The sequence below is a fragment of the Azorhizobium oxalatiphilum genome (genome assembly GCF_014635325.1).
GTDB classification, from domain to species: Bacteria; Pseudomonadota; Alphaproteobacteria; order Rhizobiales; family Xanthobacteraceae; genus Azorhizobium; species Azorhizobium oxalatiphilum.
Map to the genome: position 1 here is coordinate 255,162 of NZ_BMCT01000008.1, position 15,525 is coordinate 270,686.

The 15,525-nt window shown below is 68.0% G+C and carries 16 protein-coding genes; 2 read left to right on the forward strand and 14 right to left on the reverse strand.

Annotated elements, in window-relative coordinates; translation table 11 throughout:
- Positions 1 to 86: 86 nt before the first annotated feature.
- The 10 genes from ccoP to IEW24_RS23075 all read right to left on the reverse strand — a co-directional run bounded on the left by ccoP (position 87) and on the right by IEW24_RS23075 (position 8,742).
- Positions 87 to 968: a cytochrome-c oxidase, cbb3-type subunit III gene (ccoP, locus tag IEW24_RS23030; protein WP_373870125.1), complete on the reverse strand. Its 882-nt coding sequence runs from the start codon at positions 966 to 968 to the stop codon at positions 87 to 89.
- Complete coding sequence (locus IEW24_RS23035; protein ID WP_188583094.1) at positions 968 to 1,123, reverse strand: cbb3-type cytochrome c oxidase subunit 3; 156 nt, start codon at positions 1,121 to 1,123, stop codon at positions 968 to 970. Before IEW24_RS23035 ends, ccoP begins: the two co-directional genes overlap by 1 nt.
- A 3-nt stretch (positions 1,124 to 1,126) precedes the next feature.
- Positions 1,127 to 1,867, reverse strand: a complete 741-nt coding sequence (gene ccoO / locus IEW24_RS23040) for a cytochrome-c oxidase, cbb3-type subunit II (protein ID WP_188583096.1) — start codon at positions 1,865 to 1,867, stop codon at positions 1,127 to 1,129.
- Between the two features lie 11 nt (positions 1,868 to 1,878).
- Positions 1,879 to 3,534, reverse strand: a complete 1,656-nt coding sequence (gene ccoN, locus IEW24_RS23045) for a cytochrome-c oxidase, cbb3-type subunit I (protein ID WP_188583098.1) — start codon at positions 3,532 to 3,534, stop codon at positions 1,879 to 1,881.
- A 175-nt stretch (positions 3,535 to 3,709) separates the two neighbouring features.
- On the reverse strand, positions 3,710 to 4,846 hold the full coding sequence (locus IEW24_RS23050; protein ID WP_188583100.1) for an ABC transporter permease: 1,137 nt from the start codon (positions 4,844 to 4,846) through the stop codon (positions 3,710 to 3,712).
- Positions 4,843 to 5,802: an ABC transporter ATP-binding protein gene (locus tag IEW24_RS23055; protein WP_188583102.1), complete on the reverse strand. Its 960-nt coding sequence runs from the start codon at positions 5,800 to 5,802 to the stop codon at positions 4,843 to 4,845. The genes IEW24_RS23050 and IEW24_RS23055 overlap by 4 nt, the downstream gene beginning before the upstream one ends.
- Entirely contained in the window at positions 5,799 to 6,782 is a 984-nt protein-coding gene (locus IEW24_RS23060) for an HlyD family secretion protein (protein ID WP_188583104.1), read from the reverse strand. Before IEW24_RS23060 ends, IEW24_RS23055 begins: the two co-directional genes overlap by 4 nt.
- Entirely contained in the window at positions 6,782 to 7,420 is a 639-nt protein-coding gene (locus tag IEW24_RS23065; protein ID WP_188583106.1) for a TetR/AcrR family transcriptional regulator, read from the reverse strand. Before IEW24_RS23065 ends, IEW24_RS23060 begins: the two co-directional genes overlap by 1 nt.
- A gap of 96 nt (positions 7,421 to 7,516) precedes the next feature.
- Positions 7,517 to 7,753, reverse strand: coding sequence for a hypothetical protein (locus IEW24_RS23070; protein ID WP_188583108.1), 237 nt, complete (start codon positions 7,751 to 7,753; stop codon positions 7,517 to 7,519).
- 71 nt (positions 7,754 to 7,824) lie between these two features.
- Positions 7,825 to 8,742 (reverse strand): pirin family protein, encoded by a 918-nt coding sequence (locus tag IEW24_RS23075; protein ID WP_188583110.1) that lies wholly within the window; start codon positions 8,740 to 8,742, stop codon positions 7,825 to 7,827.
- Between the two features lie 503 nt (positions 8,743 to 9,245).
- Between IEW24_RS23075 and IEW24_RS23080 the strand changes: the two genes are divergently transcribed.
- Positions 9,246 to 11,300: a M23 family metallopeptidase gene (locus IEW24_RS23080; protein WP_188583111.1), complete on the forward strand. Its 2,055-nt coding sequence runs from the start codon at positions 9,246 to 9,248 to the stop codon at positions 11,298 to 11,300.
- Between the two features lie 171 nt (positions 11,301 to 11,471).
- Here IEW24_RS23080 and IEW24_RS23085 read toward each other — a convergent pair whose 3' ends face one another.
- Together IEW24_RS23085 and IEW24_RS23090 are read right to left on the reverse strand one after the other, a co-directional pair.
- Complete coding sequence (locus tag IEW24_RS23085; RefSeq protein WP_188583114.1) at positions 11,472 to 12,470, reverse strand: class I SAM-dependent methyltransferase; 999 nt, start codon at positions 12,468 to 12,470, stop codon at positions 11,472 to 11,474.
- A 204-nt stretch (positions 12,471 to 12,674) separates the two neighbouring features.
- Positions 12,675 to 13,550, reverse strand: a complete 876-nt coding sequence (locus IEW24_RS23090) for a LysR family transcriptional regulator (RefSeq protein WP_188583116.1) — start codon at positions 13,548 to 13,550, stop codon at positions 12,675 to 12,677.
- Between the two features lie 115 nt (positions 13,551 to 13,665).
- Between IEW24_RS23090 and IEW24_RS23095 the strand changes: the two genes are divergently transcribed.
- Positions 13,666 to 14,679 (forward strand): zinc-binding alcohol dehydrogenase family protein, encoded by a 1,014-nt coding sequence (locus tag IEW24_RS23095; protein ID WP_188583305.1) that lies wholly within the window; start codon positions 13,666 to 13,668, stop codon positions 14,677 to 14,679.
- Between the two features lie 77 nt (positions 14,680 to 14,756).
- Here IEW24_RS23095 and fdxA read toward each other — a convergent pair whose 3' ends face one another.
- Positions 14,757 to 15,092 (reverse strand): ferredoxin FdxA, encoded by a 336-nt coding sequence (gene fdxA / locus IEW24_RS23100; RefSeq protein ID WP_188583118.1) that lies wholly within the window; start codon positions 15,090 to 15,092, stop codon positions 14,757 to 14,759.
- A 72-nt stretch (positions 15,093 to 15,164) separates the two neighbouring features.
- Complete coding sequence (locus IEW24_RS23105) at positions 15,165 to 15,452, reverse strand: RNA-binding S4 domain-containing protein (RefSeq protein ID WP_188583120.1); 288 nt, start codon at positions 15,450 to 15,452, stop codon at positions 15,165 to 15,167.
- Between the last annotated feature and the right edge of the window lie 73 nt (positions 15,453 to 15,525).

Here is a 15,525-nt window from a genome sequence, read left to right on the forward strand (position 1 = left end):
TCGCCGTGTGGATGTCGGGCTCTGTCCTGTCCCGCGCCGGGGCCGCGCCGCGTCTTGCGAGGCGGGATGCGGCCCGGCGCCGGGCCTCACTGGCCGCCGCCCAGAGTGTGGACGTAGACGGTCAGCGCCTTGATGGTGGTGTCCGGCAGGCGACCCGACCAGGCCGGCATCACGCCGCCGCGGCCATTGGTGATCGTCTGCACGATGGTGGCCTTGTCGCCGCCATAGAGCCAGATGCCGGAGGTGAGGTTGCGGGCGCCCAGTTCCTGGTTGCCCTTGCCGTCCTCGCCATGGCAGGCGGAGCAGTTGGTGGCGAAAATCTCCGCCCCCTTCTTCACCGCCGGCGTGTCCTTCGGAACCGAACCCGAGAGGGAGAGCACATAGTCCGCCGTGTCGGAGATCTCGGCCTTGGTCAGCATGGGGCCGAACGGCATCATGTTGCCCTGGTGGCCGGCATCGTCGCCGGAGCGGGCGCCGTGGGTGATGGTGGCGCTGATCTGCTCCAGCGTGCCGCCCCAGATCCAGTCATCGTCATTGAGGTTGGGGTAGCCCTTGGCGCCGGCACCACCCGCCCCGTGACAGGGCGCGCAGTTGTCGGCGAAGGCCACCCGGCCCTCGGCGCGGGCGAGGCTGAGCAGTTCGGGGGTCTTCTCGATCTCCTCCAGCGGCACGCTGGCGAGCTTGGCCGAGGAGACCGCGCGCAGCTTCTGCAGCTCCGCGATCTGCTCCACGACGGCGGAGCGGGCATGCCAGCCGGTGAGGCCGTTGGTGTAATTGGAGACGAGCGGCCAGGCCGGATAGACCACCCAGTAGCCGATCGCCCAGAGGATGGTGGCGTAGAAGGTCCACAGCCACCAGCGCGGAAGCGGGGTGTTCAGTTCCTGGATGCCATCCCACTCATGACCGGTGGTGCCCGGCCCAGAGGACGGATCCACCGCGTTTGGGTTCTTGTGTGCGGTGCTCACGATCAATCCTCCTTCAGGGGAATCTGCGCGGCCGCATCGAAGCCCTTGCGCTTCGATGGCCAGTAGGCATAGGCGCACACGCACAGGAAGGCGCCGAAGAAATAGAGAAGGCCCCAGGTCTGCGCGAATCCTGCGAGCTGCATGTAGATCTCACGCATGGCTCACCTCACGTTGGCCTTGTTGTTGTAGAGCTTGAAGTCGACGTGCGTGCCCAGCTGCTGGAGATAGGCGATCAGCGCATCGGCTTCGGTGAGCACTTCGGGATTGCCGTCGAAGTCGCGGGCCAGCGCCTTGGGATAGCGGGCCTGCAGGGCTTCGGCATCCGCCTCCGGGGTGGCCTGGAGCTTCAGGTCGTCCTGTGCCGAGGTGATCATCTCCTCGGTGTAGGGCACGCCTTCGGCACGGAGCACGCGCATCTCGTCGGCGATGTGCTTGGCGGCGAGCGGGGTCTTCGCCAGCCAGGGGTAGCCCGGCATGATGGAGGCAGGCACCAGCGAACGCGGATTGTTCAGGTGCTCAAGCTGCCACATGTCGGAATACTTGCCGCCGACCCGGGCGAGATCCGGGCCGGTACGCTTGGAGCCCCACTGGAAGGGGTGGTCGTACATGCTCTCGGCGGCCAGCGAATAGTGGCCGTAGCGCTCCACCTCGTCGCGCAGCGGGCGGATCATCTGGCTGTGGCAGGCGTAGCAGCCCTCACGCACATAGATGTTGCGCCCGGCCAGCTCCAGCGGGGTGTAGGGACGGATCCCGTCCACCTTCTCGATGGTGCTCTTCAGGTAGAACAGGGGCACGATTTCCACCAGACCGCCGATGGAGATGACGAGCAGGATGCCAAGCATGAGGATCGTCGAGTGCTTCTCGAAGATGGCGTGCTTGGACCAGATGGATGAAACGGACATTCAGTCCTCCCTCATTCGGCGGGCGCGAGGGCGGCGGCGCTGGTCTGCGACACCGTTTCGGCACGTGTGATGGTCATGAAGATGTTCCAGGCCATGATGAGCGCGCCGGCGAGGAACAGGCCGCCGCCCAGGGCGCGGATGACATAGAGCGGATGCACCGCTTCCACGCTCTCGATGAACGAGTACTCAAGGAAGCCGAGAGCGGTGTAGGCGCGCCACATCAGGCCCTGCATGATGCCCGCCACCCACATGGCGGAGATGTAGAGCACGATGCCGAGCGTGGAGATCCAGAAGTGCCATTCGATGGCCTTCTTGGAGTACATCTCGCGCTTCTCCCAGAGCCAGGGGATGAGGCAGTAGATGGCGCCGAAGGAGATGTAGGCGACCCAGCCCAGCGCGCCGGAATGCACGTGGCCGATGCCCCATTCGGTGTAGTGGCTGAGCGAGTTCACGCTCTTCACCGACATCATCGGGCCTTCGAAGGTGGCCATGCCGTAGAAGGCCACGGCGACCACCATCATGCGGATCACCGGATCGGTGCGCAGCTTGTCCCACGCGCCCGACAGGGTCATCAGGCCGTTGATCATGCCGCCCCACGAGGGCATCCACAGGATGATCGAGAAGGTCATGCCCAGCGTCTGCGCCCAGTCCGGCAGCGCCGTGTAGTGCAGGTGATGCGGGCCGGCCCAGATGTAGAGGAAGATGATCGCCCAGAAGTGGACGATGGACAGCCGGTAGGAATAGACCGGCCGCTCAGCCCGCTTGGGGATGAAGTAGTACATCAGGGCGAGGAAGCCGGCGGTCAGGAAGAAGCCCACCGCGTTGTGGCCGTACCACCACTGCACCATGGCATCCTGCACGCCCGACCAGACGATGTAGGACTTGGGCGAGAAGATGGAGACCGGGATCGTGGCGTTGTTGCCCAGATGCAGCACGGCGATGGTCAGGATGAAGGCGAGATAGAACCAGTTGGCCACATAGATGTGGGGTTCCTTGCGCTTCAGCACCGTGACCAGGAAGACCAGCAGGTACATCACCCAGACCACGGTGAGCCACAGGTCGGCATACCATTCCGGCTCGGCGTATTCCTTGCCCTGGGTGATGCCGAGCAGGTAGCCCGTGCCCGCGATGAGGATGAAGAAATTGTAGCCGAGGACCACGAACCAGGGCGACAGATAGCCGGCGAGGCGAGCCTGGCTGGTGCGCTGGACCACGTAGAAGGAGGTGCCGATGAGCACGTTGCCGCCGAAGGCGAAAATCACCGCCGACGTATGCAGCGGGCGCAGGCGGCCGAACGAGATCCAGGGCAGGTCGAAATTGAGCGCCGGATAGGCCATCTGCAGCGCGATGATGACGCCGATCAGGAAGCCCGCGATGCCCCAGAACATGGCGAGCAGCGTCGCCACCTTGACCGGAGCCATGTTGTAGTTGGGCTTGCCGTCGATGGTCTGCGGCGGCAGCTGCGCCGGGCGGTCCATATAGCGGTTGCCGATGACGAACACGGTGGCGATGCTCGCCGCCGCGAACAGGTAGGCGTGGAACGCATATTCCGGCGTATAGGCCTTGGCGGCGATACACACGGACAGAAAAGCGAGCGCAGCGAACACAAGGATCAAACCGAGTTCGCCCCCGGTCATGCGCTTGGTGGATGTCTGGACTATGGACATTGGCAACCCCTCACGGCGGGGCGGACAGGCCGCTCCCGAGCCTCGCGGGCACCTTGCGTCAGGACGGTCGTTTCACCTTGATACAAGTCAAAGGTAGGCGATGGGTGCTGCGGTGCGGTTGTCGCAGGGGGCGCGCGGGAGGGGTTTTGCGCGGCAGGCATGCGCCGGCCGCGGATCAGTCCAGCGTCTGACGGAAACGGGCCACCGCAATGGCCATGGCGGCCAGCATCAGGCCGATGAGAACGAGAAAGTCCGTTTGCAGGTCGGCGAAGCTGGCGCCCTTCAGCAGGATACCGCGCACCATGCGCAGGTAGTGGGTGAGGGGGAAGGTCTCCGACAGCCACTGCGCCCACACCGGCATGCCGGCAAACGGGAACATGAAGCCCGACAGCAGGATGTTGGGCAGGAAATACATGAAGGTCATCTGCACCGCCTGCAGCTGGTTCTGCGCCAGCGTGGAGAAGGTGTAGCCGGTGGCAAGGTTGGCGGTGATGAACAGCAGGGTCGCCAGCGAGAGCAGCGCGAGGCTGCCCTCCAGCGGCACGTCGAACAGCAGCATGCCGGCACCGAGGATCAGCACCCCCTGGAAGATGCCCACCGCCACATAGGGGATGATCTTGCCGAGCATGATCTCCACCGGGTGGATGGGCATGGAGAGCAGGCTCTCCATGGTGCCGCGCTCGATCTCCCGCGTCACCGAGAGGGCGGTGAAGATGAGCATGGTCATGGTGAGGATGGTGCCGAGCAGGCCGGGCACGATGTTGAGCTGCGATGTGCCGGCGGGATTGTAGCGCCGGTGCTGCACGATCTCGAACGGCTGGCTGCCGGCTTCATCCACGAAGCGTTCGCGTTTCAGCGCAGTGGTGACGATGCCGGAGAGGGAGGAGAGCGCATTGCCCGCCGCCACCGGGTCGGTGGCATCCGCCGCCACCAGCAGTTGCGGCGTCTCGCCGCGCCTGAGCGAGCGTTCGAAGCCGGCGGGGATCTCGACGAGGAACAGCACCTTGCCGCTGCGCACGAGATATTCCGCCTCGGCCTCGCTTTGCGGCTCGTGGTCGATGGTGAAGAACGCGGTGTTCTTCAGCGCCGCGAGGATGGCACGGCTTGCGCCTGTGTTCTCGTGCACGAAGACGGCGGTGGGCAGATGGCGCGGCGTGGTGTTGATGGCATAGCCGAACAGCACCAGTTGCAGCAGCGGGATCATGATCATGGTGGCGAACGTCACCCGGTCGCGGCGGAGCTGGATGAACTCCTTGCGCACCATGGCGGTGACCCGCCGCACAAAGCCGGAGACCTCTGTGGCGGCGCTCATGACATGTTGTCCTTCGAGCGCTGCATCAGGTCGATGAACACGTCTTCCAGCGTGGCCGTTTCCTGTCGCCAGACGACGCCCGCCTCGGTCCGGTGGGGCGAGATGGCTGCCTCCAGCGCGGCCGCGTCATGGCCGGAGACATGCAGGCTGACGCCGAAGGGCGCGACCATCGCCACGGCCGGGTCGTCCGCCAGCGCCTTGCCGATGGCGGCCAGCGTTGCGCCGGGGGTGTGCGCCTCGCGGGTCGCCTCCACCACATAGGTCACGAGGCCGGAGCCGGCGATCACCTCCGCCACCGTGCCCTGCGCCAGCAGGTGGCCATAGGCGATGTACGCGATCTCGTGGCAGCGCTCGGCCTCGTCCATGTAATGGGTGGAGACCAGCACGGTGAGGCCGTCTGCGGCCAGATCGTGGATCTGCGCCCAGAATTCGCGCCGGGCCTGCGGGTCGACGCCCGCCGTGGGCTCATCCAGCAGAAGCAGTTGCGGCGAGGGCAGGATGCAGGCGCCCAGCGCCAGCCGCTGCTTCCAGCCGCCGGACAGATCGCCCGCCAGCTGCTTGCCGCGTCCTTCCAGGCCGAGCCGTTTGATGGCCTCCTGCGCCGCATCCTCAGGGTGCGGCACGCTGTAGAGCCGGGCCACGAACTCCAGGTTCTCGCGCACGGAAAGGTCCGTGTAGAGCGAGAATTTCTGCGTCATGTAGCCCACATGCTGCCGGATCTCGCGCGCCTTGGTCAGGATGTCGAGGCCGAGGCAGGTGCCGCGCCCGGCATCGGGCGTCAGTAGGCCGCAGAGCATGCGGATGGTGGTGGTCTTGCCCGAGCCGTTGGGGCCGAGGAAGCCGTAGATCTGGCCCTTGCGCACCCGCATGGTGAGGTTGTCCACCACCACGTGGTCGCCGAACTTCTTGCTGAGGCCCTCCACCTCGATGGCGACCTCCGGGCCGGGCATGCTCATGGCCGCGCGTCCGGCGGCGCGGCGCCCAGCGAGACCGTGACCGGCTGGCCGGGGCGGGCGAGTGCGGGATCGCGCGGGCGGGCTTCCACCAGATAGACGAGCTTCGCCCGCTCCTCGCGGCTGTAGATCACTGGCGGCGTATATTCCGCGCTGTCGGAGATGAAGGAGATGTCGGCCGTGATGGGCTGGCAGCCGTCGCAGGCGACGGTGACGCTCTGGCCGGGTTTCATCTGCGGCAGCTGCGCTTCGGGTACGAAGAAACGCACCTTCACGAGGCCCGGCGGCAGCACGGAGACGACGGGGCGCCCCTCCGGCACCAGCTCGCCCACGCGGTAATAGAGCGTCTGCACCTGACCATCCTGCGGGGTGAGGAGGGTGCGGCGGGCAAGGCGGATGGCGGCCGCGTCCGCATTGGCGGTCGCGCTGCGCACGCTGGCCTGCGCGGCGGCGATGTCCTCCTCGCGCGAGGCGATGCGGCCGGCGTCGATCTGGCGGCGCACCTCGTCGAGGCTGGCCTGGTTCTGGTCGTAGGTATGCTGGGCGCTGTCGAGATTGGCCTGCGAGGACGCGCCGCGCGGGGCGAGCGCCTTCTGGCGGTCCAGCTCGATGCGCGACAGGTCGAGGGCGGCGGCGGCGCGACGCTCGCCGGCCTGAAGCACGGCGATGTCCTCCGGCCGCTGCACGGCGGCCTTGGCCTTGTCGAGCCGTGCCTGTGCCTCGGCGAGGGACGCCTGCGCGGCGGCGAGGTCCGCTTTCTGGACGTCGTCCTCCAGCAGCGCCAGCACGCTGCCGGCGGGCACGCGGGTGCCCTCCTTCACGTCGAGCCGCGTCACCCGCCCGGCCTCCTGCGGGCCGATATAGAGGAGATCGCCCTCCACATAGCCGGAGAAGGTACGAGGCGTGCTTTCGCCGCAGCCGGCGAGCGCCAGTGCGGCGGCGAGCGACAAGGCGAGGGGGAGGACGCGGAGACGGATACGCATCACGCCTGTTCTCCCGCCCTGAGGCCGCCCAGCAGCAGGGTGATGTAGTCTTCGGCGAACTGGTGTTCGTCGAGCGGCGCGATCTCATGAAAGGTCATGTTCCAGACCACGATGGTCAGGAAAGGGGCGAACAGCATCTGCGGATGGCGCAGGAGCGCCGCGCTCTCCGGCGTATCGCGGATCTCGCCGCGTGCGATGCCGCGTTTCACGATGGCGGTGATGGCCGCGAGGCCGGGCGTGACCACTTCTCGATAATGGAAGGCCACCAGCTCCGGGAAGCGGTAGCCGTCGGCGATCATCAGCTGCATCACCTGCCGCACGTCCGGCGTCTGGATGCGGGCGAGCAGCATGCCGGCGAGCGCGCGGATGAGGTTTTCTGTTGTGTCCTCGAAGATGGAGATCACATCGTCCGCCATGACCGGGATGGGGGCGAGGTTCTCCTTGATGAGCCCTTCGAACAGCGCCTGCTTGTCGGCGAAATAGAGATAGAGCGTGCCCTTGGCGATGCCCGCCTCGCGCGCCACATCGTCCAGTCGCGCGCTGGCGAAGCCGTTGGCGGCGAACACGGTGAGGGCGGCGGCCAGAATGTCGGCGCGGCGCGCCGCCTTGTCGAGCGCGCGTCGGGTCAGGTTCTGCATGCCACATCGTATGACTGACGGGTCAGTCAGTCAATTGATCGAACGCAATGGGGCCTGAAATCGCCACCCTCGGGGCGATTTGCCGCCGGCCGGCCTCTACGATCTCTGCGCGCGGATGACGGCGCTCACCGCCAGCAGGATGGCGGCGGTGGTGATGCCGGCGCAGACAATGCCGGCCGGCGTGCAGCGGGCGCTCGCGCCGATGCGGAAGATGCCGATGCGGAACTCCCACGCCGCCTTCACTTCCTCCGGATGGGTGATCGGCAACAGCTCCTGCCCGCGCGAGGTGTCCGGGGACACGCCGGCAGACAGCTTGATGGGCAGGTCTCGCATGGGTCTCTCCCTCTTGCACATGGCGGCCCCGGACATGCTCTATCAATGAGCTGGAGTGTTTCAGGGATCAGCTATTCCGGCAGCGGGATGAACTCGCTCTCATCAGGCACCTTGCCGAAGCGGCCGGTCTTCCAGTCCTGCTTGGCATCCTCGATCCGCTCCTTGCGGGAGGAGACGAAGTTCCACCAGATGTAGCGCGGCCCCTCCAGCGCGGTGCCGCCCAGCAGCATCAGGCGCGTATAGGTCAGAGCGCGGATGGTGATGCGGTCGCCGGGGCGGAAGATCAGCAGGCGCGGCCCCTCGAACGTTTCGCCCGCGATCTCCACCTGCCCGTCGGCCACATAGACCGCGCGCTCCTCCGTGTCGGCATCGAAGGGGATCTGCGCCGCCGCATCCAGCAGCACTTCCGCATAGAGCCAGTCCGATGTCATGGAGACCGGCGAGCGGGCGCCATAGGCCGAACCTGCGATCAGCCGCGTGGTGATGCCGCAATCCTCGATGATCGGCAGGTCGCCGGCGGCGAAATGCTGGAAGGAGGGGTCGATCTCCTCCTTGTCGCGCGGCAGGGCGATCCAGCTCTGGATGCCGCCCATGGTCTGCGTGCCCGTGCGTGCCTCCACGGGGGAGCGCTCGGAATGGGTGATACCGCGCCCGGCGGTCATGAGGTTCATGGCGCCGGGAGTGATCTCCAGCGCATTGCCCTCGCTGTCGCGATGGAGGATGCGGCCGTCGAACAGATAGGTGACGGTGGCAAGGCCGATATGCGGATGCGGGCGCACGTCGAGCCCGGTGCCGGGCAGGAACTGCACGGGGCCCATGTGATCGAAGAAGATGAAGGGGCCGACCATCTGCCGCTTGCCGTGCGGCAGCGCGCGGCGCACGCGGAAGCCGTCGCCGAGATCGCGCACGCGGGGCACGATCACGAGATCGAGCGCGTCGCAGGAGCGGGCATCGCCAAGGACGGGGTCGGAGGAGGGCATCCAGCTCATGGCGGGCTCCACGCTGCAAAGTGGCTGCACTCTAGCCCATGCGGGGCCGGGACGGGAGCGGCCGGTGCGGGGCGGGGCCGGAACCTTGCAAAACCTTGCGGCAGAAGGGCGGATGCCCCTGCGGATGCCGCTAGGGAGGCCCCACGGACGCCACATTGCAATGGCGCCTTGCGCCCCGGCTGAGCTTTCGGGCTGGCCAGGGGGCGGCTCCAGCGATGAAGGACGTGGACGCAATGGACAGGCAGCGGACAGCCATGCCGATGCGCTTCGCCCCGTCGCGCACCCGCGCCGCCGCCCGACCGCGTGTGACTTTCAGCCGGCCCGATGCGGGCCGGATTTCAGGGCGATGGTCCGCCTCCTTCCGGGCGTGCCTGCCCTCCCGGCGTTCCGGCGTGCCATCACCGATGGCGCGACAGAGCCCCTCTCCCGCCTGCGGGGAAGGGTTGGGGAAGGGGCACAACGGCCCGTCTCGCATGGGCCCTCTCACCATGACGGCCCTCTAGATGGCGGTGCGCACCCGTCTCGTTGCCCCGGTCCTTGCGGGCGCGTCGCCGCTCGGCCTGCTGGGCGATGGCGCGCCGCTGGGGCTCGACGGGCAGGAGCACAGCGAGGCCGGCAGCCGGCCGCAGCGTAGCCGCTTCAACCGGCGCTGGCTCTCCGCCACGGGGCTTATGGGCACGGTGGCGGTGGCGCTGATGTGCGGCGCTCTGTTCGCCGCCATCGACCGTCAGAGCCGCCACGTCTCCCGCCCCATCCTCGCCGCGCGCCTCATGAACCACAGGTCAGGAGGCGACAAGCCGCGCGGCGACCGCCTGCATACGGCGGCGGCCCGCGAGACGCGGCGCGACCTCAAGCGCGAGCTGAAGGTGGAGCAGCTCACCGCCTCCGGCATGCACGCCTTCACCCATGTGGCGGCCAGGCTCGGCGCGGTGGTGGCGGCCACCGCCGATCTGCCCGCAGGCAACCGCCCGCCGCCGCCCGCCGATGCCGGGCCGCCGGATGCGGACGACGTGCCTCCGCCCATGGCGGACGCCATGCCTTCCCGCGCCGAGGTGGCGCAGGCCCGGCGCGTCGGGCATCGGGGCGCGCACACGCAGGTGGCGGCTGCGCAGGCGGTGGCCGATGCCGCGCTCGGCGCCATGGCCCACCGGCAGCCCGCGCCGCCGCCGCCCTCTCCCGCGCTGGGCTTCGCCCCGCCGCCTGTGCCAGCCCACGGCCTGCCGCCGGAAATCCTGCATGGCGCCTCGGTGTCCGCCCCGCTCGCGGTGCCGGCCCCGCCGCCACCCTCCAGCTTCCCCATGTTCGAGAACGACACCAGCGCCATTGGTGAGCCGGTGAACATCTCCGTGCTGGAGAAGGCGGAAAGCCGGCCTCAGGTGGCCGAGCGGGTGCTGGTGGCGAAATCCGGCGACACGCCGGAGGATATGCTGCGCGCCGCCGGCATCGACACCGAGGACGCCCAGCTTCTCGCCACCGGCCTGCGCCGGGCGGCGGGACGCGCGCGCACCGCGCTGGCGGGGGGCGAGGAGATCGTCCTCTCCGAGCCCACCGAAGGCGAAGCGCACGCGCCCACGTCCGGCATCGTCGCGCATCCGCGCCCGCTCAAGGTGCGCCTTGCGCGCGGCGGTGCGACGCTGGCGGCGCTGGTAGCCACCGATGCCGGCGCCTATGTGCCGCTCGCCGCCGCCGCGCCCATCCCCGCCGCTGCCGCCGGTGATCCCGAGGCCGTGGACCCGGCGGTGCTGGACGGCGTGTCGGTGCGCGATGCGCTCTACCGGCTCGCCGACGCCCATGTGCTGGACGAAGAACTGGTGGACGAGCTGGTGCGCCTCGCCGGCAACGACATGGATCTTGATACGTCGCTCAGCGCCGCCGATGGCCTCGATCTGGTCTATGCCCCGCCCGAGCCCGGCGACAGCCGCGCCGAGGCGTTCCGGCAGGAGGTGGTGTTCGCGGCGCTCACCGTGGATGGCAGGGTCCGCCGCTATTATCGCTTCAGGACACCCGACGACGGTGCGGTGGATTATTACGATGCCACCGGCCATTCGGTGACGAAGCTGCTGCTGCGCAAGCCTTTCGCCAAGGGCCGGCTCAATGACGGCTTCGGCTGGCGCATCCATCCCATCCTGCACGATCGCCGCTTCCACAATGGCGTGGATTACACCGGGCCGGCGGGCTCGCCCATCGTGGCGGCGGGCGACGGGGTGGTGGAGAAGATCGACTATGAGGGCGGCTACGGAAAATATGTCCGCGTGAAGCATGACGGCGGCTACGAGACCACCTATGCCCATGTGGAGGGCTTTCCCTCAGGCCTGAAGGTCGGCCAGCGGGTGCGGCAGGGGCAGACGGTGGCCTTCGTGGGCTCCACAGGCCTCTCCACCGGACCGCATCTTTATTATGAGCTTCGGATCAACGGCCATTATGCCGATCCCACCCGCGTGAAGCTGGCGGGCGGGCGCATGCTCTCCGGCGACATGGCCGGCGCCTTCCAGAAGGAGCGGGCGCGCATGGATGCGCTGGCCGCCGCTCGCCCCCTGCCCGAACCGGCGCAGCCCTGAGAGCCCGTTTGGAAAAGTCGGACGGGTCGGTCCGCCGGGTCTTTCCGGCGCCCGGTGCGTCGCAAACTTGCCCCGATGCGCGGCATCGGGGCTGCATTTTCTCCTGCCGGATCACCGAAAATCCCGCGACGGCCCTCCGCCGCCGATTTCCCAAACGGGCTCTGAGCCGCCTCAGAGGTCTTTCTGCAGCAGCAGCGCGTGGGTGGCGAGGGGAGAGGCGAGCGCCTGCGGCGCTTCCAGAACCCGCTGCCGGAGGCCGGCGAGAAGTCGCCCGGAGAAGGCGCGGGCGAAGGCATCGGTGCGGCCGGGATCCAGCGCCCGCAGCAGCGAGGGCATGAAGGCGGTCTGCACGAAGCTGATGTAACCCGCCGACAGCGCCTGCACGTCGGACGTGCCGGCATAGGCGGCCCAATAGGGGTCGGGCAGGTCGCGGGTTTCCTCGGCGAGGATGGTGAGGGACCGGAAGCGGCCCTCGGTGAAGGCGCTCAGTATGTCCTGCGCGGTGCGGTCATGCACCGGGATGGTCATGCCGGAGAATTCGGTGGCGCCGATCATGCCGTCCGCCGCCATGTCCTCCAGCTCGCGCTGCAGCCAGCCCATGAGCACGCGCAGGTTGGGCTCGCCATTGCCCTGGGTGATGGGCTGGACCACCACGAGGCAGCCACCAGGCACCAGTTCGCGCGCGCGATGGAGCAGGAAGGCCTGCCAGTCTTCCGCCGACCGCTGGGCGAAGGCCCGCCGCATGGCCGGTGCCGCCATGTCGCCCCACACGTGCCCGATGGGGCCCTTCGGCAGGGCGCTGAGCCAGTGCACGGCAAAGGACGACCAGCCGATGGTGGCGGTGTCCGGCGACAGCAGGGGGCCGAACAGAGAGCGCCCCACCGCGAACGGATAGACCTCCGGGTCGGTCTGCATCTGGGCGTCCGGATGGTCGCGCAGCAGGGTGAAGAGATGCGAGAAGTCGGTTTCCGGCTGGTCCGCATGGATCACGGCGATGGGCGCCCCCGGCCCGATGCGGTCCCGCAGGGTGCCGATGGCCTGGCCGATGGGAGCCAGCGTGTGGGTGCCGTGGGCGGAGCCGTAATTGACGATGACCGGCGGCATCCGCACCAGCGGCACACGCGTGAGGGCATCCGCCAGCATGTCGTGACCGGCGGCAGCGGCCAGCATGCGCAGGCCGCTGTCGAAGCCCCGGGGAGAATGCGCGGAAGAGGGCAGGGATTGAAACCGTGGCGGTATGGACGTCACAAGCGGCATCCTGCAAAAAACGGAACCTGTCAGCGATATATTAGACACGCCATGGCGCAAGAGTAAGGCGCTCGACTGCGCAAGTTCCGGGCAAGCTTCCTGCTCCGCGCAGTCAGTTGCTCCTGATCAGGCAACCACCCGCAGGCGCGGCACCGCCAGCGTCTCGGTGAGGAACGTCACCAGCGGCTCGGCGAGGTCGGCGGGGGTATCGTCCTCGCCCAGAAGGGCGATCTCCATGTCCGGCAATGCCGGCCAGCCCTCGGCCGGGGTGAACATGTCGAGCCCGTCGATGGCGAAGGAGCGGCCGAGCACGGTCACGCCCAGCCCGCCGCGCACCGCGCCCTGAATGCCCATGAGGCTGCTGGCGGTGCAGGTGACGGTTGCGCTCCAGCCGTGGCCGGCCAGCGCCTCCTCGGCGATGCCCCGGTAGGAGCAGGGTGGCGGCAGCACCACCAGCGGGATGGGGCGGCTGGTATCCGGCGTGAAGCCTTCGGGCGCGATCCACACCATGGGCTCGCGCCACAGCAGGCGCCCGTCCGGCGCCGCCGTGCCGCGCTTGATGATGGCAAGGTCCAACTGGCCCTCGCTGCGGGCGGCGATGAGATCGCAGCTCATGCCCGTGGTCAGCGCGATATGGATGCCGGGATGCTGCCGGCCGAAGCGGGCGAGCAGGCCGGGCAGCTGGTGGGGCATGAAGTCGTCCGCCACGCCGAGGCGGATGGTGCCTTCCACCTGCGGCGTGCGGAACAGGCGCACCGTCTCGTCATTCAGCGACAGCAGCGCGCGGGCGGAAGGCATCAGCCGATGGCCGTCCTGCGTCAGGGAGAGGGTGCGGCTGGTGCGCGAGAACACGCGCACGCCCAACTGCTCCTCCAGCCGCAATATCTTCTGGCTGACGGCGGACTGGGTGCGGCCCACCACCTCGGCGGCGGCGGTGAAGCTGCCCGTATCGGCCACGGCCACGAAGGCCCGCATGAGGTCCATGTCGAGATCGAGACGCATCTATTAGCCCATCAGCTAGATGCGATTAGAACTATGCGTTTCTCATTTTGATCGCAAGGGGCGAGTGTCCGGCCATGCAGGCGGCACCGCGCCGCCGGAGCGAGGAGATGAGAACGTGAAGGCCATCGGCTACGCGACCCCCGGCCCGCTGACTGCGGACGGCCCCTTCCTGGCGTTCGACGCCCCCACCCCGACCCTGCGCCCGCGGGACCTGCTGGTGCGCGTGAAGGCGCTGTCCGTGAACCCGGTGGACATGAAGCTGCGCGCGGGCGCCGCGCCCGAGGCCGGCCAGACCCGCATCCTGGGCTTCGACGCCGCCGGCGTGGTGGAGGCCGTGGGGCCGGACGTCACCGGCTACAAGGTGGGCGACGAAGTGGCCTATGCCGGCGTCATCGACCGGGCGGGCAGCAATGCGGAACTGCAGGCGGTGGACGAACGCATCGTCGGCCGCAAGCCGAAGACGCTGGGCTTTGCGGATGCGGCGGCGCTGCCGCTGACCTCCATCACCGCCTGGGAACTGCTGTTCGACCGTCTGCGCGTGCCCTTCGGCGACAAGTCGGCCTCCGGCTCCCTGCTCATCGTCAGCGGGGCGGGTGGTGTCGGCTCCATCCTCACCCAGCTCGCCCGTCGGCTCACCGGCCTTACGGTCATTTCCACCGCCTCGCGGCCGGAGAGCGTGGAGTGGTGCCTCAAGCAGGGCGCGCATCATGTGATCGACCATCGCCAGCCTTTGGACGAGGGCCTGAAAGCCATCGGCATTCCCGAGGTGGACTATGTGGCTGCGCTCGGCGGCACCGAGGGGCACCTGCCGGCCATCGTGCGATCCCTGAAGCCGCAGGGCGCCATGGCGGTGATCGACGATCCCAAAACGCTGGACATCATGCCCTTCAAGCGCAAGGCGCTGTCGGTGCACTGGGAGCTGATGTTCACCCGCCCGCTGTTCAATACACCCGACATCGAGGAACAGCGCCGCCTCCTGAACACGGTGGCGGATCTGGTGGACGACGGCGTCCTGAAGACCACCGCCACCGCCCATCTCGGGGCTTTGTCGGTTGAGACGCTGACCGAGGCCCATCGCCGCATCGAGAGCGGCCGCACCATCGGCAAGGTGGTGCTGGACGGCTTCTGACCGGCGAGCTGAACGCAAAACAGCCCGGACGGCGCGTGCCATCCGGGCTGTTTCTCAATCTCGATGACAGCGGGCGATCAGTCGCCGGTGCCGGGCTCGGGGGAGAACAGGGGCTCCTTGTCCGGCTTGCCGTCCCATTCCTTCGCGTCCGGCAGAGCGTCGCGCTTGATGGTCATGTTCGGCCACACCTTCGCGTATTCCGCGTTCAGCGACAGCCACTTCTCAAGGCCCGGCTCGGTGTCCGGCTTGATCGCCTCGGCCGGGCATTCCGGTTCGCACACGCCGCAGTCGATGCACTCATCCGGATGGATGACGAGCATGTTTTCACCCTCGTAGAAGCAATCCACGGGGCACACGGCGACACAGTCCGTGTACTTGCAGAGGATGCAGTTCTCGGTGACGACGTAGGCCATGGGAGTCCCTTTCGCGCGCCGGACTAGCCCAGACGCCCTGAGGACGCAAGCAAAGCCGCTACCGTACGCACGCTATTTACCGATATCATCTGTGATATCGTCCAATAACTCGGATGCTGACGTAGCATCTCCGCGCCGCTCCGCAAAGCCGCGGATACGCAGTACGCGCACACCTGCATTGAGCGAAACGGTGAGCACCTGTCCGGCCCGCACCATATGGCCGGCGCCGGTGATGCGCTGGCCGTCCAGCCGCACATGGCCGGAGCGCACCAGATCGGCAGCGTCGGCGCGGGTGCGAACCACCCGCGCGTGCCAGAGCCAGCGGTCGATCCGCTGACGCCCGGAAGCGTCAGCGGACACGGAGCCGGGCTCCGGATTTGTGACAGAGCACGTTTTCCGGCTTCGATCGCGAAGCCATCAAGCCCGGACGTGC